General features: G+C 37.8%; 22 protein-coding genes and 2 tRNA genes. 3 read left to right on the forward strand and 21 right to left on the reverse strand.

Features of this window, described 5'->3' with window-relative positions:
- Positions 1-3: 3 nt before the first annotated feature.
- Both tilS and ACQKNZ_RS19570 read right to left on the reverse strand, forming a co-directional pair.
- Positions 4-1,398 (reverse strand): tRNA lysidine(34) synthetase TilS, encoded by a 1,395-nt coding sequence (gene tilS / locus ACQKNZ_RS19565; RefSeq protein WP_151111838.1) that lies wholly within the window; start codon positions 1,396-1,398, stop codon positions 4-6.
- 62 nt (positions 1,399-1,460) lie between these two features.
- Positions 1,461-3,833, reverse strand: a complete 2,373-nt coding sequence (locus ACQKNZ_RS19570; protein WP_154311956.1) for a SpoIIE family protein phosphatase — start codon at positions 3,831-3,833, stop codon at positions 1,461-1,463.
- 297 nt (positions 3,834-4,130) lie between these two features.
- On the opposite strand from ACQKNZ_RS19570, the gene ACQKNZ_RS19575 reads away from it, so the two are divergent.
- The 3 genes from ACQKNZ_RS19575 (at position 4,131) to ACQKNZ_RS19585 (ending at position 5,080) form a co-directional block, all read left to right on the forward strand.
- A tRNA-Met gene (locus ACQKNZ_RS19575) sits at positions 4,131-4,204 on the forward strand.
- 6 nt (positions 4,205-4,210) lie between these two features.
- Positions 4,211-4,282 (forward strand) — tRNA-Glu (locus tag ACQKNZ_RS19580).
- 66 nt (positions 4,283-4,348) lie between these two features.
- On the forward strand, positions 4,349-5,080 hold the full coding sequence (locus ACQKNZ_RS19585; RefSeq protein ID WP_427661381.1) for a nucleotidyltransferase domain-containing protein: 732 nt from the start codon (positions 4,349-4,351) through the stop codon (positions 5,078-5,080).
- A 266-nt stretch (positions 5,081-5,346) separates the two neighbouring features.
- Here ACQKNZ_RS19585 and ACQKNZ_RS19590 read toward each other — a convergent pair whose 3' ends face one another.
- The 19 genes from ACQKNZ_RS19590 to purR form a co-directional block, all read right to left on the reverse strand.
- Entirely contained in the window at positions 5,347-5,709 is a 363-nt protein-coding gene (locus tag ACQKNZ_RS19590; RefSeq protein ID WP_427661383.1) for an NUDIX domain-containing protein, read from the reverse strand.
- A gap of 119 nt (positions 5,710-5,828) precedes the next feature.
- Positions 5,829-6,287: a DinB family protein gene (locus tag ACQKNZ_RS19595; protein WP_427661385.1), complete on the reverse strand. Its 459-nt coding sequence runs from the start codon at positions 6,285-6,287 to the stop codon at positions 5,829-5,831.
- 320 nt (positions 6,288-6,607) lie between these two features.
- Positions 6,608-7,039, reverse strand: a complete 432-nt coding sequence (locus ACQKNZ_RS19600; protein ID WP_144541508.1) for a S1 domain-containing RNA-binding protein — start codon at positions 7,037-7,039, stop codon at positions 6,608-6,610.
- Between the two features lie 140 nt (positions 7,040-7,179).
- The gene (locus tag ACQKNZ_RS19605; protein WP_229653979.1) at positions 7,180-7,578 is read right to left on the reverse strand and encodes an FtsB family cell division protein; all 399 of its coding nucleotides are present in this window, start codon (positions 7,576-7,578) and stop codon (positions 7,180-7,182) included.
- Between the two features lie 11 nt (positions 7,579-7,589).
- Positions 7,590-8,096 carry a spore cortex biosynthesis protein YabQ gene (gene yabQ, locus ACQKNZ_RS19610; RefSeq protein ID WP_191697927.1) on the reverse strand — a complete coding sequence of 169 codons (507 nt, stop codon included), beginning with the start codon at positions 8,094-8,096 and terminating at the stop codon, positions 7,590-7,592.
- Positions 8,093-8,395 (reverse strand): sporulation protein YabP, encoded by a 303-nt coding sequence (gene yabP / locus ACQKNZ_RS19615; protein ID WP_144541512.1) that lies wholly within the window; start codon positions 8,393-8,395, stop codon positions 8,093-8,095. Before yabP ends, yabQ begins: the two co-directional genes overlap by 4 nt.
- A gap of 210 nt (positions 8,396-8,605) precedes the next feature.
- Positions 8,606-8,896: an RNA-binding S4 domain-containing protein gene (locus ACQKNZ_RS19620; RefSeq protein ID WP_144541514.1), complete on the reverse strand. Its 291-nt coding sequence runs from the start codon at positions 8,894-8,896 to the stop codon at positions 8,606-8,608.
- Positions 8,897-8,903: 7 nt separating this feature from the next.
- Positions 8,904-10,361, reverse strand: coding sequence for a nucleoside triphosphate pyrophosphohydrolase (gene mazG, locus ACQKNZ_RS19625; RefSeq protein ID WP_427661389.1), 1,458 nt, complete (start codon positions 10,359-10,361; stop codon positions 8,904-8,906).
- Positions 10,362-10,373: 12 nt separating this feature from the next.
- Positions 10,374-11,984 carry a putative polysaccharide biosynthesis protein gene (locus ACQKNZ_RS19630; protein WP_191697929.1) on the reverse strand — a complete coding sequence of 537 codons (1,611 nt, stop codon included), beginning with the start codon at positions 11,982-11,984 and terminating at the stop codon, positions 10,374-10,376.
- An 83-nt stretch (positions 11,985-12,067) separates the two neighbouring features.
- A complete protein-coding gene (gene spoVT, locus ACQKNZ_RS19635; RefSeq protein WP_144541520.1) occupies positions 12,068-12,604 on the reverse strand; it encodes a stage V sporulation protein T in 537 nt (178 codons plus the stop codon).
- Positions 12,605-12,692: 88 nt separating this feature from the next.
- Positions 12,693-16,220: a transcription-repair coupling factor gene (gene mfd / locus ACQKNZ_RS19640; RefSeq protein ID WP_427661392.1), complete on the reverse strand. Its 3,528-nt coding sequence runs from the start codon at positions 16,218-16,220 to the stop codon at positions 12,693-12,695.
- A gap of 93 nt (positions 16,221-16,313) precedes the next feature.
- Positions 16,314-16,544, reverse strand: a complete 231-nt coding sequence (locus tag ACQKNZ_RS19645; protein ID WP_144541524.1) for an anti-sigma-F factor Fin — start codon at positions 16,542-16,544, stop codon at positions 16,314-16,316.
- A 46-nt stretch (positions 16,545-16,590) separates the two neighbouring features.
- Entirely contained in the window at positions 16,591-17,154 is a 564-nt protein-coding gene (pth, locus tag ACQKNZ_RS19650) for an aminoacyl-tRNA hydrolase (protein ID WP_144541526.1), read from the reverse strand.
- A 169-nt stretch (positions 17,155-17,323) separates the two neighbouring features.
- Positions 17,324-17,926, reverse strand: coding sequence for a 50S ribosomal protein L25/general stress protein Ctc (locus tag ACQKNZ_RS19655; RefSeq protein ID WP_144541528.1), 603 nt, complete (start codon positions 17,924-17,926; stop codon positions 17,324-17,326).
- A gap of 89 nt (positions 17,927-18,015) precedes the next feature.
- Positions 18,016-18,975 carry a ribose-phosphate diphosphokinase gene (locus ACQKNZ_RS19660; protein ID WP_144541530.1) on the reverse strand — a complete coding sequence of 320 codons (960 nt, stop codon included), beginning with the start codon at positions 18,973-18,975 and terminating at the stop codon, positions 18,016-18,018.
- Positions 18,976-18,997: 22 nt separating this feature from the next.
- Positions 18,998-20,368, reverse strand: coding sequence for a bifunctional UDP-N-acetylglucosamine diphosphorylase/glucosamine-1-phosphate N-acetyltransferase GlmU (glmU, locus tag ACQKNZ_RS19665; protein WP_144541532.1), 1,371 nt, complete (start codon positions 20,366-20,368; stop codon positions 18,998-19,000).
- Between the two features lie 422 nt (positions 20,369-20,790).
- Entirely contained in the window at positions 20,791-21,087 is a 297-nt protein-coding gene (gene spoVG, locus ACQKNZ_RS19670) for a septation regulator SpoVG (RefSeq protein ID WP_144541534.1), read from the reverse strand.
- A gap of 191 nt (positions 21,088-21,278) precedes the next feature.
- Entirely contained in the window at positions 21,279-21,650 is a 372-nt protein-coding gene (locus ACQKNZ_RS19675) for a RidA family protein (protein WP_144541577.1), read from the reverse strand.
- Positions 21,650-22,480: a pur operon repressor gene (purR, locus tag ACQKNZ_RS19680; RefSeq protein ID WP_144541536.1), complete on the reverse strand. Its 831-nt coding sequence runs from the start codon at positions 22,478-22,480 to the stop codon at positions 21,650-21,652. The genes ACQKNZ_RS19675 and purR overlap by 1 nt, the downstream gene beginning before the upstream one ends.
- Between the last annotated feature and the right edge of the window lie 11 nt (positions 22,481-22,491).

Here is a 22,491-nt window from a genome sequence, read left to right on the forward strand (position 1 = left end):
CCCCTAATGATTAATACGCTTTAAATACATTACATAATTTTGCGAGTTGTATTGCTTCGAAAATTGTTCTCCATAGCGTAAGCCAATTACTGCAATTATATCATTTTTAGCTGTTACTAGTAATGGCCAAGATAAACGGGCCTCAGGAGAGATTTTCTCATCGATAAATAAACGGGAAACTTTTTTAGAGGAGGACATTCCTTTGATATGGATCCGGTCGCCCTGAGTCTTTTGTCTAATAGTAAGCGGCAAAGATTCACCCTCTAATTGTACAAAATACTTTTCACCGGTAATTTGGTCTGTTAAATTTCTCGTCAAGTAGATGAAAAAACCTGCACCACAATCAATCCAACAATCTTCCTTCATTACAATTTCCTGACTAACTACAGGTTCCTTATGATACGGAGTAAATTGTATGTGATTGTAATGGCGTGTGAGAGTAACAGCATTTGGCAAGTTTAATACTGTGTTGCCATCATGATTATTGCAAGCTGTAAGAATGGATTCAATCATTCGATCGTTAAGTAGTATATCGGAGTTTTTGTATAGATACTCTAATAGTAGTAGAATCACTCTTCTTTGTAAAGCAATGGGAACTGTAGAAAAGCTTACAGAATCTATAACAAATACCCCTTCCTCATTAACTGTCACAAGCTGTTCATACTTTTCATTAGCCACCTCTTGAAGATACTCTTCATCCTGAAGCTGTTTTTCTACGAAATTCATTATTCGATCGCTTACATTTGGATTTTCTTCCTTCAAGAGAGGCACTAATCGATGACGGATTCGATTTCTTGTATATGTATGTTTGTCATTGCTTGGGTCATGTCTATGAAGTTGATTTTTGTCTAAAAGATATTCTTCAATTTCTTGCTTTGTAACTCCTAAAAAAGGACGGATAATTTGTCCCCTAGAAAAAGGCCTTTTTTTAGGTATCCCGGTAATAGTGGAACTATTAGTACCTCGGATTAGAGACATTAAGACAGTTTCAATTTGATCGTCAGCATGATGCCCTAGTAAAAGCTTATCGTAACTATTGGTATTCATAACGTGATTAAAGAAGGCATACCGTTCTTCTCTACAAATTACTTGGACATTGCCCCCCTCTTCCTCCACTCTTCGCATAACCTCTAATGCTGCAGAATAGAAAGGAAGGTTTAACTGATTCGCCAACTCTTTAACGAATTCCATATCTTCTGCAGATTCCTTACCTCTTAACTGATGGTCAGTATGAACAATGCCTAACTCACAATGATAAAAGCTTTCCAATTCCTTCATCGCAAGTACAATAGCAACAGAGTCTGTTCCACCAGAACAAGCGATAAGAAGACGCTCTTCTTTCTCAATCAATCGGTATCGGTCTATATATTGCTTCACCTTCCGAACGAATGAATGCATCTTCTCATCTCTCCCTTCAATCTATCTACATAATTCTCTTCTATATAAGCATTTATACTAGTCTAGTGTACCATTTTTTCATGGAACTTAGATGCTTGTCTAGGTGAAAATATTGACCATTCCGGAACAGTATGCTTTACGTGCATAAAAATAACCGTGCGATCATCTCCTGGTAATGAGTAAGTTTCTTCTAATATTTTTACGAATTTCTCTGCGTTCATAGAAGGATCCTGTAATACTTTTTTATAATATGCCTCCTGCTTCTCTATAGTTGTATTTGCTGAAAACACCCCATCCGATAACATTAATAATATATCGCCGTCCTTAATATCGACCTTTCTCGCCTCTATCGAGAACGTAGGTAAGAAGCCGAATGGAACGTGTTTACTTTCTATTTTCCTCATCTCATTTCCTCGAATTAGATAAGTAGACATACTGCCTGCTTTCCAAGACCATAGTTCCCCCTTCTGAAGATCAATTAGTGCCAGATCAACGGTTGCGTAGCTATCAGAGTCATCCTGTAGGCTCATCATATAATGCAACGTATGCATAGTCGTTTCAGGATCCATTTTTTTGTTAAGGCATTCTCTCATAAATTGCATAACCCTTCTGCTTTCACGGTGTGCTTCTACATTGTTGCCCATTCCATCCGATAAAATAACTGCAAGTAATCCGGGATGTAAAGGAAATACAGCATGAGCATCCCCAGAATAGATTGTATTTCTACTTGAGGAAGTAAATATATCGTGGGAAATATTAAATCTAACGGATGATTTAAATGTCATTTGAATATGCTCATACGGCTGATGCACTTCTTTCATGGAGGTTATCTCAAAAGGCTCCTTCCATAGTTCATAGAGGATTGGTATGATCAATCGTTCGCCTATCATTTTGCCTCTCGACTCTACTGGCAAACAGCAGACTACCTCCATCTGTCCTACATCAATATTTAAAATGTCTATTTGATAAAACGGAATATTACATTGTTGAAATTTTTGCTTCACTTCCTCTTCATGTGATGTATATAACGATACATTATTTTCTAAGTTGTTCATTAGCTCACTCATATGATTTCCCATATCTCTCAGCTTTAGTGCGAACATTTTCTTACCGTGCTGCATTTCATATGCTAGCTGTCTTTTCGCCTCTCTTTCCTTTAACTCTTGCAATATTTGAAGTGGTTTAACGCATTTATATTGCATCTTCTTCTCCAGCTGAATTCTCGCTTTTCTTGGTTGGTCCTCCCATTGTTGTATAAGACTCGGTATTCCGTTAGATTTCTCCCCCCAACATTTTTCATAATGAAAGCAAGACTGACAAGCTGCTAATGGCTCCACTACTTCCTCGGTTGCCGATTTAGGTTCAAAACGATCCGATATAAAACGTGTGATAAAATCTACAAAATGCTGAAATTCCTGTAGCTGATGATTCACCTTCTCTGTCATCCACTTTTGCCTTCTCAAAAGGACATGAGTCGTATCTGGGTATAGCTGCTCCTTCACATCTTTAATCCACTTCGAGGGAATCATAAAAAAGATTAGTGAGGCGGCTACTAGAGAACCGATATAAACGGAATCTAATGGTAGTGTATGATCATATAAGATAAAGAAAAAAGTTGCACCTAGCATACTAAATGCTTGCCAAAGCCGGCCAAATCTTTTGTGCAAGCCTGCTAAAAAACCAGTCAAGGCATAAACGGCAATCATTCCACTGAAGCTTAAGGTGGAGATACTTAATATCGTACCTGCCAGGACTGCTACAACAGTAGAAAGCTGAACACCCCCTACCGCGGCAGCTACAGCAATTACTAAATGCGCAATAATTAACGGAACAGAGACGTAACCAACTATAAAAGAAGACATGCCAGTCAAGACTAATGCCCCTATCAATAAAGCTGATCCCATCCTTTCCATAGTCCATCTCTTATGGAGGAACTCAGGTAAAGGAAGAAATAACTGAAATAAAAAGATAGTCATGAACAAACTTAAGATTCCCTCATAGCCTATAGCTAACAAAATAGACATTGGAACGGCGCCGCCATACGATACAAATTGCCAAATCAATTGAATAAGGACAACATCTATCAGGACAAATAAAGGTATTGGGATTTTCTCTATAAACCTTTTTCCTTGAAGTGTAAAAAATACCGCTTGAAATACATGGATTAGTAATTGTCCTAGCCCAAGCGTCATACTACCCAAAAGTGCTCCTGCAAACGTCCAAGGTATAAAACGTTGAAACCTTAAATTAACCAACGCCCATATAGGTAAGAAAAATGGGACCGATGCCTCGAATAGAACAACCTGGGCTAAGAAAAAAGAAAGAACAAAGAATGTGACCATTAAAGATATGGTGACCTTTCTTGCCTGAATATTTTCTACTACCCTTCTCCACGCAAAGCTTCTTTTTTGTTCTTGTTCGTAAATCGTTTTCATATTTGTATACCTCCCTATTCAACTCATGTTCGAAGTATACCTACTGCATTTCAAAAAGTATGTCTCTTCCTGACACTCCTCTCAAAAACTTTTCGACCTGATATACCATGATTTGAATATTAAAATATGAGGCCTACACTTAAGGTCCATACTTCTTTAAAAACCTAGTAATTTAGGTGCTTTTGCAGCCACGTAAATTGTCAGTTTTTTTTGTAGATATATTTTTTAAAATATCTTTTCAAAAAAGTATTGACACTTTGTCCAAACGCTTGTAATATGATATTTGTTCGTTAAAACGGCGGCCTAGCTCAGCTGGCTAGAGCGTACGGTTCATACCCGTGAGGTCGGGGGTTCGATCCCCTCGGCCGCCATTATACGGCCCCTTGGTCAAGCGGTTAAGACACCGCCCTTTCACGGCGGTAACACGGGTTCGAATCCCGTAGGGGTCATCTTAAAAAGAGGTTGCACAAATGCAGCCTCTTTTTTGCTATCCTTTAATAAAAGGGGGCAAGAAAGTGTTTAAGGAAAAAAACGATCCAATTGCAGTGGCTAATCACTTTATTCAGCAATATTATCCTCACTGTCAGGGTGCCATTTTGGCTGGGAGTATTGTTCGTGGAGAAGGTACTTCCACATCTGACTTGGATATTGTAATTTTTGATAATAGTATTCTTTCAGCTTTTAGAGAATCCTTTTATGTAGAAGGGTGGCCTGTAGAAGTATTTATCCATAATTTAAGTTCCTACAAACATTACTTTGAGTTGGATTGCGAGAGGGCTAAGCCATCGCTTCCGAAGATGATAGTCGAGGGAATGGTTTTAAAGGATGATGGGTTATTATCGTCTATTCAAGGAGAAGCCCGCTTGTTATTGTCGAATGGACCGAAGGAATGGTCAAAAGCTACCATTACATTGAAGCGCTATTTTCTTACAGATGTTTTAGACGATTTTATCGGAAGTACAACCCCCGAAGAGGATATCTTTATTGTCCATACCCTCCTAGAGCTAGCTAGCGAGTTTGTGTTAAGAGTGAATCGTCAGTGGGTTGGTACTTCTAAGTGGGGATATCGCGCATTGAAGCAATTTGACGAATCGTTTGCTCATAAATTTATTGAAGTCTTCGACGCCTATTACAAGCATCGGGATAAAGTGAAAATTATCGAGCTTGTCGACGAAATACTAGAACCATTTGGTGGTCGCTTGTTTGAAGGTTTTTCATTAGGTAAATCTACCAGTAACGATCGCTAACCGTTTTCCGACATAGAAAAGTACTTATTTTGTTTTGAGCCAACCAAATATAGGCCCACTATAAAGTGGGCTCAAACTGTATACATTTTCAAAGAGGTCGGAGTTTCTCTACGAGAAATTTTCTTCACAATCTGTATTCTGCACTTCTTAAAGCCCTAAAGCTCTATCTATTAATTAATGTCTACCGACATAGACCTGTGCTTTTCCTTCCTTAAAATAAGTAACTATATGTTGTCTCAAGCCTTTAGGAGAAAAATTATATTCCATTATCTAGAAATAGGTATCCACTCTAAACCGATTTGTCCTCTATCAGGTAAAGTACTTTTTGCGAAGTTTAACGGCTCGACTTTACATAAAAACATAAACTCCGTCTGATGATAATCTCCGTGTCTCCCTGCTAATTCATGGTTCTTCCAAATATATTCTCGCACAAATATTATATCTCCAATGGTAATCTCTGCTCCTGCCTCTTCCCTACACTCTCTTTTGAGGGCTTCATGTAAATTTTCCCCCGGCTCTTGCCCTCCGCCCGGCAAAATATAGTAGATTTCATTATTTTCATGGAGCTTGATAACTAATATTCTCTTATCATCAATTATAATAGCCTTCGCTGAGTTTCTCTTTATCATTCATTAATCCCCCTAGCATACTTCTTTCTCAAAATTTTATTAATCTCCTAAACATTAAAAACCCGCAGACCATATATTGCTTTCAAATTGGTCTACGGGTTGCAATTTTAACTATGAATTTAACTACTATAGCCTGGTGAAATCTGTTTTTGATGATGTAGGTCGTGCTCCAGGAAGTCAGTGAAATAGTTGCGTATAGTGCTGGAATGATCCCCAATATAAAAATATTTATCCCATTCTATTTCATCAATCTTCTTAAGCTCTCCCATTATGGCTTTGCGCTGTTCTTTTGCATGAGCAATGGTTTCTTTAAATGTTTGTTCATTAGCAAGGGCTGCAGCTTTTGCATTGAAGTCTTCGAAATTTGGATACGCTTGATGTTTTTCTCCTTCTTTCATTAAAGGTATACGTTCCTGTAACGTAAACTTGTCCCATTCCGCCATATGCATAATAATTTCATTTGGCGTCCATTTTCCTTCACGGTAAGGAGTGTTCCCTTCTTCTTCACTTAAGCTCTCAAGAGAATCCAACCACTCTAAATATTGCTGATGCGCTTTTAGTATTTCATCTTTAGTCATGCTTTGCCTCCTAAACTGATAGTTCGTAATATTTAACTACCCAATCACTCTACAATTAATCATTTTTCATTTAAGTCAATTCACATTTCCCATGAGATAAACCCAAAGTACGGGTGCCGTTAGGGGTTCTTGTCTGTATCGAACATTTACTAGATGCTTGTGTGTTCTATTAATAAAATTCATTTATTTTAAATTACATATATATTTTACCTCATTTGTTCCAATAGTGAAAATATTTACCATACAAAAAAGGCGTTAGCAATGCTAACACCTTTCCACATCTATTAAACATTTTTTCTACCGATAAAACAGACAGCATATTATCCTCGTTTTGCGCCTCTACCACCGCGTTTAGACTCTGTTGCGCGTTTTAACGTAGACAAACGATCTTCACTATCCTTTAAGAATCTTGCCATTTTTTGCTCAAAATTCTCTTTGCTCGGACGATCACGATCGTTCGGGCGGTTATTATTGCGTGGACGCTGAGGACGTTCTGGTCTCTCTGGTCTTTCTGCTTGTGGCTTTGCTTTACGAATAGATAAGCCGATTTTGCCATCCGCTTCAACATTCATCACTTTTACTTCGACCATATCGCCTACTTTTAAATGCTCATTAATATCCTTCACATAGTTATCTGCAACTTCACTAATGTGAACTAGACCTGTTGAGCCCCCAGGAAGCTCAACGAACGCTCCGAAGTTAGTGATTCCTGTTACTTTACCTTGTACCTTGCTGCCTACTTCAATTGACATAAAAAAAATGCTCCTCCTTAGAATTTAAGCGGTTCTTTATAAATGAATTTGTATATTTTTTATACAGACCCTATCTTTTATTATAGCTAACAAAAAAAGAGTGTCAACAAGACCACTCTCTTCAAGTTAGATTTTTTATGTTATTTGTCACTTTCTTCTGGTAAGGAGAAGATAATTTCTCCTTCTTCTGAAAGGAAAAATTCTTTTCTTAATAGCTTCCCAATGTATTCATCATCGTTTAACTTAGATATTTGAATTTTAAGCATTTCTTGGTCTTCTTGCGCTTTTGCCAGTTCTTCTTCTACCTGCACCTGCTGTTCTTTTTTCTCAGCCAAGGTTTGATGACTGTTAACCAAGATGGTAACTAAAAATCCTATTACTGCTATAGAAACAATGAAGAAACTTACTAAGCGTCTCAACAACCGAACTTTTTTAGATTTAATACGAGAATCGCGACGTTGAACAGAGCGTAAATAGTCTGTATTTATAGATGCCACTTGTTTTTCGTATGGTTCTTCTTTTATTTGCCTCTGTCTCACATCGTTCTCTCCTATCTTTTCTTAGATTTCTTGTATCTTTTATTATAACTCATTTTTGGCAATTTCTGTAGGGCCAATTGCTTTATTTTTTTATATAGAATAAGAAACGGCATTAGGATAAAACGAATAATGAATAGTATTAAATGCATAATTTTTCTAAGAATCGTCAAAATGATACGAATTATAAACCAAATCGGCATTACTACTAAACGCAAAAAGATTCTTCCAGCTAGTCGAAAGACGGGCTGAAAAAATAACTGATACAGGAGAATTCCAAATACTTGAGCAAGTGGATCATAAATTCTCCATATCCCGTCGCGTACATTGAAAAGAATATAAAAGGTTGCTAGTCCCATAAGAATCCAGACTATTATTTCTAAAATTACTCGGTATTTAAAAACAAAGGAACGCCTCGGAGTATGCTCCGTTATAAATCGCGTTCCTTCGATTATTGCACCTACTAAGATACCACTAGCAATCATTAATAATAAACTATAAAACTGTAGAGAAAGTGTCATCCGAATAATTTATGAAGTAATCCTCTAGCGCCGTCTGAACTTTGTTCCTCATCATACTCCATTGATCGTACAATGCCCTCCAAAGTTAGAAGCCCTTTATCAACATCTAGATGGACAATCTTCAAGTCCTCTCCTTTAATATGAAGGGTTCCTTGAGATGTACGTACATAAAACTCTTGCTGATCAAATCGTTCGATTGTTTTTACAGATGTTAAGTCCATTCTTTTACGATTTCTTAGTGAAATTAAATGATCCCCCGACGGAATTGTGATAGTTTGATTCTCTGCTTGATATTGCATATACTCTCTCCTCTCCTTGTCCTAATCTATTGTATGCAGCATTGAAAAGATGCATGACTTGTTATCACGCTTTTTTTTAAAAGAATTTATTCGTGATAGATTTAGTTGGATAAGGAGATTACATTTTAGCAGAGGTATTGCTACGAAACTTGTTACACTTGATCTAAACTAGTTGACCAGTTAATTATTATCTTCTTTAAGAATCTACCATTAATCTTCGTCATCAATAAATTGAGAGTCGACCTTTTCTAATCTCTCCTCTTTAATAATCGTAAACATGGAGGCAGCATCCTCTTTTTTGGCAGAATCTTTAATCCCGTCCACTGAAGCAGTGACAACCTTCTGTCCAAAACGAATAGATAATTCGTCTCCAACCTTTACATCTGAACTGGCCTTTGCCACCTTCCCATTGATGGTGACACGCCCTTGATCTGCTACTTCTTTGGCTAACGTTCTTCGTTTAATCAGTCTTGAAACCTTTAAAAACTTATCTAATCTCATGTACTCACTACCTCTCTAATTTTTTTGCGTCGTTCCAAAATTGGTCAAGCTCCTCTAAATTATATTCTTCAAAGCTTCTTCTACCTTGGTTGACACATTTTTCTATATATTCAAATCTTCTTTTAAATTTTTGATTGGCCTGCATCATAGCAAGCTCTGGAGATAGCCCATAGAAACGTGCTAAATTCACTACAGTAAATAATAAATCTCCTAACTCATCTGTTTGAGCTTCTTTATCGTTTGACTGGAGCTCAACCTTCCACTCCTGTAATTCTTCCTCAAATTTCTCCCAAGCTTCAGAAACCTCCGGCCAATCAAAACCTACTTTGGCTGCTTTTTTTTGATAGTTAAAAGATGTTAGCAAGGAAGAATCTGTTCGCAGTCCATCCTCAAGTAGAGATTTAGTTGACTCCTTACCCTCTTGCGCTTTAATCGTCTGCCAGTTACGTAAAACGTCATCTGTATTGTTTGCTACTGCATCCCCGAAAACATGTGGATGTCTTCGAATCATTTTTTCAGTTACAGAAGCTAAAACATCCTCTAAACTAAAGTATCCATTATCTTCCCCAATTTGTGCATGTAAAAACACCTGTAACAAGACATCTCCTAGCTCTTCAACAATATGATCGTCGTCTTCCTCATCTATCGCCTGAAGTAGTTCATATACTTCTTCTACTGCATATTTTTTCAAGGTTGTATGAGTTTGTTCTTTATCCCAAGGACAGCCATCAGGACCTCTTAATTGGGCTACCACTTCTCTGAGGGTCTGCCATTCCTTTATACGATTTTCTTTTTCATGAATTGGTGGAACGTATAGAGTAGTGAGATTATTTAATTCCATTTCTCGGTCTAGCTCAAATAAAGGCACCTTCTTTAAAATCTCCTCCGAGGAGCCAGCTGCCGTAACAATGGTCACCTCATAATCGTCAGGATACTTCTCCATTAAAGTTAGCTTCACCTCGGAAGCACTAAACGCATCATATACTTGTCCTATTAACACATGGGCATTCATCTGAACTTCATCTCGTTTAAAGCTCGTTCCATCTAATAATTGAAATCCTTCAATAGGATCAATACGAAGAGCACCAAAGATAGGATCTAAAAAGCTCTGTCCACCTTCTATTTTAATCTTTATCTTACCTTGCTCTTCCGCTTCTATTAAAAGCTGTACGGTTTGTTCTGCCACTAGTGGATGTCCCGGAACAGCATAGACTAGTGGGAAATTTTCTGCCTGCTGTAAAAGACTTTCTACAATCTCTTTGTACACACTCTCAAATTGATCATTTTTTTCATAAATTTCATCAAAGCTAGTCCACGACACTCCCTCTTTTTGTAGCTCTTGAAGCACGGGATGCTGTTCCGTCCGAACATATAAGTGTGCTGTATTTTTTAACTTTTTGTAAATTCCTAGAGGAAGCTGGTCTATATCGCCGGCTCCAAGTCCAATTATCGTGATTTCATTCATCTTCTCACAACCTTACTTTTCTTTATTCAACCAAAGCTGAAGTTTGGCCATTCTTCTTCCAAAGGGAAGTAAAAACCATTCTTTCTCCCCGATAACTCTCTTCTTCGTCAATATAAATATAAAGACACCGGCTCCCAATGATACGGCACTAATTGAAATTACTATTGCCTGCATTCTGCTTGAGAGAGTCGCTAAGAAGATATTCTCTGCCAGCTTAGTGTATGCAATCACGGCAAGAAGCATCATAAATGCCGCTAGAGAAACTCCTTTATAAAATTTTAACGTAGCAAAACGGATTCTCCAGAGATTCTTAAAGTAGAAAAGCATTAAGAAACATATAAGAGCTAAACTAATATTACCCGCTAAAGCAGCACCTAATACACCATAGCTAGGTACTAGTATGTTGTTTAATATCCATTTACCGCACACACCAAGCAATAAGATAATAGTTGGAATTCTAGTTTTACCGCCACCCTGAAGCATAGCCATTAGCGTTAAGATTAAAGACATCCAAATAATCTGAAATGAAAATACCATTAAAGTAATAGATTCTGCACGCGTTTTAAACAGCATCTCATTCAAATAAGGCAGTACTGCGATAAGTCCTAACGCTGCAGCGACTCCAAATGTAAATGCTACTCTAAATGTCAGCTGCATAAAAGGTAGGGCTGTTCTTCCTTTTTCTTTATTTAAACGATGAGCAACAAGAGGTACAATGGCAAGTGAAAGAGTGGAAGCAATGACAATCCCTAGCTGTACTAATGGTTGGCCCCTATCATACACACCCTTTTTTTCCATCGCTTCCTGTCTTGCCATTCCATTATCTACTAGTATTTGAAATACCGTAAAGGAATCCACCAATTGAAGGAGTAGGAACAGCAATGCACTAATACTTGCACTTACACTTAGCATCGTCAATTCCTTTACAATTGGCCAAATAGGCACCAATAATTTGTTTTCTTTAGTATGTGTTTTTCTTGTTATTTTCCAATAGATTATCCCTAAAAAGAATACCCCACCTAATTCTCCTGCAACTGCACCATACATAGCCATACTTCCTGCTTTGTATAGATCCATGCTGTTTAAGAGGACCACCCAAGTTCCAAATAAGATAACAGAAACTCGAATTGCCTGCTCGACTACTTGAGCATACGCAACGTATCCCATTCGCCCGTCAGCTTGAAATTCTCCTTTTAAGACAGCAAGCATTGGCATAAGCAGAATAACATATGAACCTACTTTTAAAAGCTGAGCTAGTTGGATATCTCCCATAAAATTAGCCAATAAATTGGCACCAAAAAATAATAAGCAAAAGAATACTACCGAAATAATTGCTATATAGTAAAAAGCAATCCTTCTTATTTGGGGAATTGCAAAGGATTTACCAGAAGCTCGATAGTCTGACATAATTTTAGATAGGGCTACAGCAAAGCCAAAAGATGTCCAAGTGGTAATAATCGCAATGAAAGGGTAAACCTGTTGATATATATAAAAGCCTTCATCCCCAACTAGATTTTGAAAGGGTACCCGATAAATAGCACTTAACAGTTTCACGATAATAGCCGCGACTGTTAGCATGGCAGCACCCTTCATATAAGTTTTCATATTCCATTCGTTGCTCATCTGTAATCCTTCTTCCATCCAGCAATAGCACTATTATACATGAATATAAAGAAACCTTCCTCTTGTATAAGAGGAAGGTCGGTTTAATTTTCCATTTGTTTTGCTAAGAAATTAGCTGCAGTTTCAATAGCCTTCATTTCTGCTTCTCCAATAAAGTGCACTTTAGAGAAAAGGAATATAGCACCTATTGGATCCCCAGATGCGATAATTGGAGCGATGCAGTAAGACTTAACTGTTTCTACCACTCCTGGAACCCATTCCACAGAATTTTCATGTTTTTCAATAACCATCGTTCTATTGTTGACGACGTCTTCCACATCTGGACTCAATCTTCGTTTTAAATAATCCTTTTTAGATAACCCGGCTGCCGCGATCATTTCATCACGGTCACTTATAAGCACTGGTGTGCCCAATGTTTCATATAGTGTTTCTGCGTATTCTTTTGCAAAGTCACCAAGCTCACTAATTGGAGAATATTTTTTTAAGATGATTTCCCCTTCACGGTCAGTGAAGATTTCTAATGGATCTCCCTCTCTGATACGAAGGGTTCTACGAATTTCTTTTGGTATTACAACTCTACCTAAATCATCGATACGACGTACTATGCCAGTTGCTTTCATGTAATGTGTGCCTCTCTTTCGACAGAATGGAAATTAAAGTTCATTTCTGCCATAGTATGGCTCACATCTCCTAATAATATGCAATACGTTAATTTACTTCTAATATCTTTTTTGATTTAGGCAATAAACTCATGATATCTTCTAAAACATCAAACGCATTATACTTCCCAGTTTTACGTTCATCGATCGTTAAAACTAGATTTGTCTTGTCTACATTAAAGCCTATGGCACGACCATATTTCATCGATTCCTCCAGAAGCTTCGCTCCATCAATAGTCTTGGTACCCTCTGCACTTAAACGGATAGTAGTAACTTTATCGGATTCTTTGATAGATTCTACACCGGCCTCTTTGCCCCAAACCTTCATCCTAGCAATACGGAGCAATCTTTCAGCTTCTAAAGGAATATCTCCAAAACGATCCTGTAGTTCATCTACTAAATCGAGGTACTCTTCTTCTTTTTCCATTGCTTTAACACGCTTATACATTTGAATTTTTTGATATCCGTCAGGAATATATTCATCTGAAATGTAAGCATCTGTTCCTAATACTATTTCGATTTCCTGTAATTCTTCCTTTTTAATACCGGTTTGTTTTTCTTGGATAGCGTCTTCTAGCATTTGCGTATATAGATCAAAACCTACTGAATCGATAAACCCATGCTGTTGGGAGCCAAGTAGATTTCCAGCTCCACGAATCGATAAATCTCGCATTGCTATCTTGAACCCGGAACCTAGCTCTGTGAATTCCTTCACTGCCTGTAGTCTTTTTTCCGCTACGTCAGTCAATACTTTATCTCTTTGATACATTAAATAGGCATAGGCAACACGGTTGGAACGACCCACTCGACCACGTAATTGGTACAGCTGGGATAGCCCCATCTTATCAGCATCATGAATAATTAATGTATTAACGTTCGGTATATCAATCCCAGTTTCTATAATAGTCGTCGTAACAAGCACATCATATTCACCCTCTAAGAAACTGATAATTACGGATTCCAACTCTGTTTCAGACATCTGCCCATGTGCGTATCCAACTCTAGCAGTTGGAACAAGCATTTGAATCTCATCCACTTTGCGTGTAATGTCTTCTACTCGATTGTAGAGGAAAAATGCCTGTCCTCCCCTTGCTAGCTCTCTTTCAATTGCCTCTCTTACTAACGCACCGTTATATTCCATTACATAGGTTTGTACTGGAAAACGGTTTTTAGGAGGAGTTTCGATGACGGACAAATCACGTACGCCTATCATCGACATATGAAGTGTACGAGGAATTGGCGTAGCTGTTAGTGTAATAACATCTACGTTGGTTTTTAGCTGTTTAATCTTCTCTTTATGCTTCACCCCAAAACGCTGCTCCTCATCGACGACTAATAGTCCGAGATCTTGATACTCCACGTCTTTTGACAAGATTCTGTGCGTACCCACAGCAATGTCTATAAGGCCCTTTTTCAAACCATTAATAGTTTCCGCCTGTTGCTTTTTAGTTCTAAAGCGACTTAACAGACCTACTTGAATCGGAAAATCTTGAAAACGCTCCATCATCGTTTCGTAATGTTGCTGTGCAAGTATGGTCGTAGGACATAGGAATGCTACTTGTTTACCTTCCATGACTGCTTTAAACGCAGCACGAATAGCAACTTCTGTCTTACCATAACCCACATCCCCGCATACTAAGCGATCCATCGGCCTCGGTCTTTCCATATCTCTTTTAACTTCTTCTATTGTACGAAGCTGGTCTTCTGTTTCCTCGTATGGGAATGCTGCCTCAAAGGTATGTTGCATTTCCCCATCTGGTTCGAATGCATATCCCACCTCGGCCTCTCGTTTTGCATAGAGCTTGATAAGCTCATCTGCAATATCCTGCACTGCTGCAGATACTTTAGATTTTGTTTTCTTCCAGTCTGCTCCACCTAGTTTATGAAGCTTTGGATCCTTTTCTCCGGAAGCAACATATTTTTGTATTAAGTCAATTTGATCTACAGGGACAAATAACTTATCTTCTCCACGGTAGCGGATATGCAAATAGTCTTTATGGATTCCGTTTACAAGTAATGTTTCTATTCCTATATACTTCCCTATCCCATGATGGATATGTACAACGTTGTCTCCAGGTTTTATCTCTGAGTAGCTTTTAATACGTTCTGCGTTTGTTACTTTTTGTGTTCTCGCTTTTTTCTTATGCTTTTGTTTAAACAATTCAGAATCTGTAATGACCGCAATTCTTTGCAGAGGCAATTCGAAGCCAGCCTCTAAATCACCCTCAACGATAAAAATACCAGGTTTGTCAAAGTCCTTTGCAGTTGGTCCAATCTTAGATACTATTTCATAGTCTTCTAGTACAGTATGAACTTTTTGTACACGGTCCTTACCGTCTGCCAAAATGACTACTCTAAATTTACCTTGGGCAAACCTCTCCGTTTCGTTCTTCAACAAATGCATTTGTCCATGGAAATTTTGCATTGGCTTACAAGATACATTCATCGCTTTCTTAATAACTACCCCAGAGAACGTGCGCGAGAATAAGGATAGATATACTTTATAGTTGGGAAGCTTTTGGATAATCTCTTTTAAGTTATACGATGGTTTTACATCGTGGACCGTTTTTCCTTCTTCGAGCAATGAAAGATACCAATCATTCTCTTCCTTTTCTAACGTTTCCGTTACTTCTTGAATACGTCCGAGCTCGTCAAATAAAATAATTCCACTCGGATCAAAATAATCTCCTAAGAAACTATCTTCTTCTATTAACGAAATATACTTCATGAATTCTTTCGGTTGTTCGCCTTGTTTTAATAACTCTATATCCTGTTGAATGTTTTGATAAAACTTCTCCTTCATGTCAGGAAGCTTTACCTTTTTCAGGCTCTCCGCTAATGCGTCCTCTAGCTTTTGAGCAAGCAATACCTTTTTCCCCTTAGTCAGTACGTATTCAGTAGCTGGTAGTATACGAATATCCTTTAACTTCTTTAAGGAACGCTGATCTTCCGCAGAGAAGGTACGGATTGAATCAATCTCAGTATCAAACAATTCAATACGAATTGGATTCTCTAAATACAAGGGATAAATATCAATTATGCCGCCACGAAGCGCAAACTCCCCAGGTGCGGTAACCATCGGCTGACGGACATAACCCATATCCACTAGATTTTGCAGGAAGGTGTCTAATATAAGGTCCTCTCCCTCTACAAGGACGATGGAGCTATTCTTCCAATCATCTACATTTCCCATACGCTTTTTCAAGCCAGACACCGGGACAATGTAGACTCCTCGTTTAACATTGAGCATATGGTCTAGTGCTTCTAACCGTTGCGCACGTAACTCGGGGCTTGCAATGGATATATCTGCAGCTATCAATTCATCTGCAGGATACAATCTCACCAATTCTTCTCCTAGGAGCTTAACTAAATCCTCAGTAAGCTTCTGCGCATGTAGCAGGTTTGGTGTGACAATAAGGATTGGTTTTTCTAATGCTTTATGCAGCATTTTAGTAAAGACAGCCCTGGCACTCCCTGAGAGGCCCGTTACTAAAGTTTGATCAGTACCACTCTCTAAATCTTTCACTAGCTTTTGCATTTGTGTATCTTCGATCAATAAATTACTTAGCAGTTCCATTTCCACCCACCCTTATCTAATAAACAAATAAAACGATTTATTTGGAACAGCAAAAACAGAAAAAGGCTTTGTGCACAAAATGTGCCAAAGCATTTACTGTATCCATTTTTTTAATGCGTAGTAACTCGGAAATTTCTGCAAAGAGGTTTGGCACTCTTCGCAAATACACTGGATTGTATAATCTCCCTCAGCTCCCGTTTGAATATATATATGTTGTTCTTCTGGCTCAATATTATTTTTTTGTAGAAAAGCCTCGTCTATGGAATCCAATGGTAGCTGGCCTACTTCTGTTTCACAATGGCGACATCTATAACGAATCGGCATAGCCATTAACCCCCTTTTTAGGAAGTATAGGCTTTTACTTCTTGTTTTATGCACCGTTAAAAATATTCATGACTTCTAAGAAGCTCTTATTAAACCATTGTTCACATGCATCTGCACTCTTTTGAGTAGCTATTTCTATTTCAATTTTTTCTTCCTTCGTAAAATCTGAGAGGACATAGTCTGGAACCTTCATGCCGTTTTTGGGTCGGTCTATCCCTATGCGAATACGATTGAATTCCTGCGTACCCAGATGTTGAATGATTGACTTTATCCCGTTATGCCCTCCAGCGCTTCCCTTTTGTCTTAGTCTTAGTTTTCCTACTTGAAGATCCAAGTCATCGTAAATTACAACTAATTCTTCATCCTCTACCCCAAAATAATCCATCAGGGGAACAATACATTCTCCCGATAGATTCATGTAAGTTAATGGCTTTAAAAGCATCACTTTCTCAGTTCCAATATGTCCTGTCCCATACATACCATTAAACTTCGATTGGTTAAGTGGGATACTCAACCGTTTTGAAAGCTCATCTATTACTTGAAAACCAATATTATGTCTCGTAGCTTCATACTGCTTGCCTGGATTTCCAAGGCCAACGATCATTTTCATTACATTCCATTCCTTTAACTCTTATTTCTTTTATTCTAACATAACAGTGGATATAAACATCTATAAAGCGAGTGGAATGTCTTGGTGTGTATACACGGCATGAAATCGGGAAAGTCCAAACTTCTTACTTACCTGAAAAAAAGAGATTGTCTATGACAATCTCTTCTACCTATTCCTCTGATGGTGCTTCTTCTGTGTCTTCAGCTTCTGTTTCTGTTTCAGGCTCTGTTTCTACTCTTGGTGCAGATACTGTTACTAAAGTGAAATCATCATCTTCTACTATAGTATAATTTACCTTTTCCCTAACATCTCCGACTGTTATAGTATCACCAATAGCAGTTTCTGTAACATCTACTTCAATGGAATCTGGGATATCAGAAGGTTTTACTAATACAGTTACTTCTCTATTTGGTTGTTGCAGTAAACCACCCTCTGAAACACCAATAGAAGTTCCAGTAGTATTGACCGTTACACTTACTTCTAACTCTTCCTTCATATTAATCGCAAGGAAATCGGCATGAATCATTTGTCCCTTTAGGATGTTCATTTGATAATCATTCAATACTACATTAACAGAACTGCCTTCCACATCTAGCTTCATTACACCATTTCTTCCAACCTCACGTAGTGTTTTTGTTAAATCCTTTTCATCAACCGCAATTGGTTGGGAATCGACCTTAAAACCATAAACTACTGCTGGTATGTAACCACTGTTTCTTAGTTTGGAATTTTCTTTTTGTGATCTTTTTTGTGCCTTTATAATAGTAGCCATAATCAAATCATCCTCCCGATTGTATAAGTAACTATAAATAAGATACCCTTCGGAAGGATGATTCAAACATATATTAAGTTAAATAAGCATTAATCAAACAGCGTACTTACAGATTTTTCTTCAAATACACGAACAATCGCATCTCCTAATAGTTTGGCTACAGATAGCTCTTTAATTTTTGGAGAATGCTTATCTTCTGGTAATTGGATAGAATTTGTAATAACCAATTCTTTAATAACAGAGTTATCAATACGTTCAATTGCAGGACCCGATAACACAGGATGTGTACAGCATGCGTAAACCTCTTTAGCGCCACTCTCCATTAAGGCATTAGCAGCAATCGAAATTGTCCCTGCTGTATCAATGATATCATCGATTAAAATAGCCGTTTTACCTTCTACATTACCAACTATGTTCATTACTTCAGCTACATTCGGGCGTGGACGTCGTTTATCGATAATAGCAATTGGTGCTTTTAAACGGTCTGCCATTTTGCGAGCACGTGTAACTCCACCGTGGTCAGGTGAAACTATAACAACCTCAGAAGGATCTAGGTTTTTCGTTAAGAAATAGTCAGATAGAATAGGCACAGCCACTAAATGGTCTATTGGAATATCGAAGAAACCTTGAATTTGTGGTGCATGCAAATCTAGAACGATTGCTCGAGTTGCACCTGCAGAAGTCAGTAGATTAGCTACTAGCTTAGCTGTAATTGGCTCACGTGCACGAGCTTTTCTGTCTTGACGAGCATATCCGTAATAAGGTAAAACCACGCTTACGCTACGAGCAGAAGCACGTTTTACTGCATCTAACATTATTAATAGTTCCATTATATGTTCGTTTACAGGACCCGAGGTGGATTGAACGATAAATACATCACACCCACGAATGCTCTCTTCGATATTGATTTGGACCTCGCCATCGCTAAATCTTGTAACAGTACTTTTCCCTAGCGGAACTCCAACTTCTTTTGCAATTTCTTCAGCTAATTTTTTATTAGAATTAAGAGTAAATATTTTTAGTTTGGCATTTTCATATCGATGAGTCATGATAATCCTCCTGAATAATTGGTTATTTTAGTTTGAGTTTTTTTACGTAGCCTTCTTTATTCTCTTGTCTTGCTCGGCCAATAGCCAGTGCTTCACCAGGAACATCCTTGGTTATTGTAGATCCTGCTGCTACATATCCTTTTTTACCTATCGTTACCGGTGCTATAAGATTAGAATTACATCCAACAAATGCATCGTCTTCAATTGTCGTCATAAATTTGTTTTTACCATCATAATTAACCGTAATTGCTCCGCAACCAATGTTTACATTTGTACCAATGGCTGCATCCCCCATATAACTTAGATGAGAAATTTTACTTCCATTACCTACAACCGACTTTTTCACTTCAACGAAGTTACCAATTTTAACTTGATCTCCAAGTTCCGATTGTGGACGGATATGTGCGAACGGGCCAATAGCTGTATGATTTCCAACTTCACTAGATAATACAACCGAGGAGTGGACAGTTGTTTCTGCCCCAATAACACTAGATACAATATGGCTGTTAGGACCAATTGTACACTTTTCTCCAATTATTGTTTTTCCCTCAATAATGACTCCGGGCTGTAGTACAGTGTCAGCGCCAATAACTGCTTCACTGCTTATATATGTACTTTGAGGGTCTATGATTGTTACACCTTCACGCATATGATGATGAGCAATTCGTGAGCGCATAATTTGTTCTGCTTGAGAAAGTGCTACACGATCATTAATACCAAGAGTTTCGTCAAAATCTTTTGCTGCGTAAGCAGAAACAATTTCTCCGTCCTGCTGTAGTATACCAATTACATCAGGTAAATAATATTCACCCTGAACATTTTCATTTTTTACTAACTTTAGTGATTTAAATAGTGCTTCATTATCAAAGCAGTAAGTACCAGAGTTAATTTCTTTTACTAGCTGCTCCGTTGCTGTTGCATCTTTATGTTCTACTATAGATTTAACGTGTCCCGCCTCGTTACGAATAATTCTTCCATAACCAGTAGGATCATCTGCTATAGCAGTTAAAATGGTTGCTTTTGCTTTGGATTCTTCATGATGCTTTAGCAAAGCCTTAATAGTTTCTGCAGTAATTAATGGAGTATCCCCGCAAACAACGATTGTAGTTCCCTGAAGATTAGCAAGTGATTCTTCTGCCTGTAAAACTGCATGAGCCGTACCTAATTGCTCAGCTTGTAATGCGTATTCACTTCGATTGCCAAGCTCACTTTTTACAATTTCAGCACCATGGCCTACGATTGTAACAATCTTCTCTACTCCTACTTTTTCCATGTTATCAATAACATGCTCTACCATTGGCTTACCACATACAGGATGTAATACTTTATATAGACTAGACTTCATACGAGTGCCTTTACCGGCTGCTAAAACAACCGCATAGGTATTTGTCATTTGATATTTCCCTCCAGTGGGCTAATTTCCTCTTTTGACTATATAGGAAATGAGGGTTTTTTTCAAGGAATTCTCTTGACAAATACATGACAAAACAAGTAATATATATATTTTTTATCCTATTCTATTAATAATTACACAACTTTTTCCACAGCTTTGGATATTAATAGGCGTATAATACATGAAGAAATGAATCTTACATCGGGGAATAATATCAGATAATGATAGGTAAGGGATAATTGTTTTGATAGGTTAAATGATGAAGGCTAGCAGAAGAGCTTTATTGTAGTTAAAAAATAATAACGAGGATTATATTGGCAGCTTTTCAACAATATTAAAAAGCTGCCTATCTAATTTCGACAGATAATTTTACGTCATAAGCTTCCTTTAGGAGACAAACACCTTAATGATTCAGCATCTTATCATAATGCTTCTGCCGTTGCTTCTTCTACTTCAGGAACTGCATCATCGCTTAAATGATAGGCATACAACACCGCATCCTGGATTTTAGATCGAGTGCCCACGTTAATGGGATGAGCTATATCTCGAAATTCTCCTTCAGGTGTTCGCTTACTTGGCATGGCTACAAACAATCCTGCATTTCCCTCAATAACTCTAATGTCATGGACTACAAACTCATTGTCCAGTGTGATGGAAGCGATCGCTCTCATACGACCATCCGTTAATACTTTGCGTAATCTTACATCTGTGACTTCCATGTAATTTCTCCTTCCCCCTAGTTGCAAATATCTATATTAACTTACTATTCCACAAAAATTTAAAATTTCCTTCTTAGTTTGGGAATATTTTTAATATTTTATAGATTATAATAATATTTATGTAATACAGCTAGTTCTGTTTATTCATACAAAAAAACACATGGTTTCCGAGGAAAACATGCGTTTTACTATTAAACAACTGCTATTACTTCAATTTCTACTTTTACATCCTTAGGTAGACGTGCTACTTCTACTGCTGAGCGAGCTGGTTTATGTTCACCAAAATGTTTTTCATAAGCTAGGTTAAACTCTGCAAAGTCATTCATATCCTTCAAAAATACTAAGGTTTTGACTACTTGAGTCAAGGAGGACCCAGCTTCTGTTAAAACAGCATCTAGATTAGCAAATACTTGCTCGGTCTGTTCTGTAATAGATCCCTCTACTACCTTTCCTTCAGGTGTTAAAGGAATTTGTCCAGAACTATAAAACATCCCGTTTACTACCATACCTTGTACATATGGACCAATTGCAGCCGGTGCATTATTTGTTGATACTATTTTCATCATTGTTGTCTCCCCTCTAAAAAATAATTTCCCTCTGTTAAAGCGATGGTTCCGTCTTTTTCATTTACTTCATGCAATTTAACTAAGGACAAGTAGTCCTTAACTAGTTGATCTCCTTCATGCTCCGCCTCTACTAGAACGGCAATCCCTGCAAGCTCACAATTAAATTCTTCTAACAGGCTCTTCATCCCGTTAATTGTTCCACCGACTTTCATAAAGTCATCGGTAATAAGAACGCGTTGCCCTTTTTCCATGCTTCTCTTAGATAGAACCATTGTTTGAATCCTTCTAGCAGAACCAGAAACATAATTGATGCTGACAGTCGGTCCTTCCGTAACCTTACTATCTCTTCTAACTACGACTACAGGTACGTTTAAGTGTCTAGCTATAGCATGTGCGATAGGAATACCTTTAGTTGCGACTGTCATAATAGCATCGATTTTTTCGTTCGCAAATGCAGATGCAAAGACTTTTCCTATCTTATTCATAAGAGCAGGTTCGCCTAATAAATCTGTCATGTATAAATAACCGCCTGGTAGAAGGCGCTCTGCTTTCGACAACTGAACCATCAGTTCTTGAGCAACCTTTTTCACATCTTCTTCGGTCATCGTAGGGATAAATTTTACTCCGCCTGCTGCACCGGGTATGGTAACTAGCAAACCTTTACCTCTTTCCTCAAATGTTTCTTTAACTATCGTCAAGTCTTCGCTAATAGAAGACTTGGCAGATTGGTATAAGGAAGCAAAAAAAGTCAAAGGGATTAATTTATGAGGATGTTCCATTAAATATTGAGTCATATCAACTAGTCGTTCGCTTCTTTTCCATTTCATTTTATCACCTC

The organism is Psychrobacillus sp. NPDC093200 (assembly GCF_050280345.1).
In the GTDB taxonomy this organism is placed as follows: Bacteria; Bacillota; Bacilli; order Bacillales_A; family Planococcaceae; genus Psychrobacillus; species Psychrobacillus faecigallinarum.

Coding starts and splice junctions, on each gene's coding strand:
- glmU (WP_144541532.1), bottom strand. CDS start 20,368: ATGACAAATACCTATGCGGTTGTTTTAGCAGCCGGTAAAGGCACTCGT.
- pth (WP_144541526.1), bottom strand. CDS start 17,154: ATGAAAATGATCGTTGGCCTTGGAAATCCAGGCAAGCAGTATGAAGCT.
- ACQKNZ_RS19600 (WP_144541508.1), bottom strand. CDS start 7,039: ATGTCAATTGAAGTAGGCAGCAAGGTACAAGGTAAAGTAACAGGAATC.
- ACQKNZ_RS19620 (WP_144541514.1), bottom strand. CDS start 8,896: ATGAGATTAGATAAGTTTTTAAAGGTTTCAAGACTGATTAAACGAAGA.
- ACQKNZ_RS19645 (WP_144541524.1), bottom strand. CDS start 16,544: ATGCCGATTCGTTATAGATGTCGCCATTGTGAAACAGAAGTAGGCCAG.
- ACQKNZ_RS19595 (WP_427661385.1), bottom strand. CDS start 6,287: ATGACTAAAGATGAAATACTAAAAGCGCATCAGCAATATTTAGAGTGG.
- spoVT (WP_144541520.1), bottom strand. CDS start 12,604: ATGAAAGCAACTGGCATAGTACGTCGTATCGATGATTTAGGTAGAGTT.
- tilS (WP_151111838.1), bottom strand. CDS start 1,398: ATGCATTCATTCGTTCGGAAGGTGAAGCAATATATAGACCGATACCGA.
- yabQ (WP_191697927.1), bottom strand. CDS start 8,096: ATGACACTTTCTCTACAGTTTTATAGTTTATTATTAATGATTGCTAGT.
- yabP (WP_144541512.1), bottom strand. CDS start 8,395: ATGCAATATCAAGCAGAGAATCAAACTATCACAATTCCGTCGGGGGAT.
- ACQKNZ_RS19590 (WP_427661383.1), bottom strand. CDS start 5,709: ATGATAAAGAGAAACTCAGCGAAGGCTATTATAATTGATGATAAGAGA.
- ACQKNZ_RS19630 (WP_191697929.1), bottom strand. CDS start 11,984: ATGAGCAACGAATGGAATATGAAAACTTATATGAAGGGTGCTGCCATG.
- purR (WP_144541536.1), bottom strand. CDS start 22,480: ATGAAATGGAAAAGAAGCGAACGACTAGTTGATATGACTCAATATTTA.
- ACQKNZ_RS19675 (WP_144541577.1), bottom strand. CDS start 21,650: ATGAAAATAGTATCAACAAATAATGCACCGGCTGCAATTGGTCCATAT.
- ACQKNZ_RS19570 (WP_154311956.1), bottom strand. CDS start 3,833: ATGAAAACGATTTACGAACAAGAACAAAAAAGAAGCTTTGCGTGGAGA.
- mfd (WP_427661392.1), bottom strand. CDS start 16,220: ATGGAACTGCTAAGTAATTTATTGATCGAAGATACACAAATGCAAAAG.
- mazG (WP_427661389.1), bottom strand. CDS start 10,361: ATGAATGAAATCACGATAATTGGACTTGGAGCCGGCGATATAGACCAG.
- spoVG (WP_144541534.1), bottom strand. CDS start 21,087: ATGGAAGTCACAGATGTAAGATTACGCAAAGTATTAACGGATGGTCGT.
- ACQKNZ_RS19655 (WP_144541528.1), bottom strand. CDS start 17,926: ATGGCTACTATTATAAAGGCACAAAAAAGATCACAAAAAGAAAATTCC.
- ACQKNZ_RS19660 (WP_144541530.1), bottom strand. CDS start 18,975: ATGACTCATCGATATGAAAATGCCAAACTAAAAATATTTACTCTTAAT.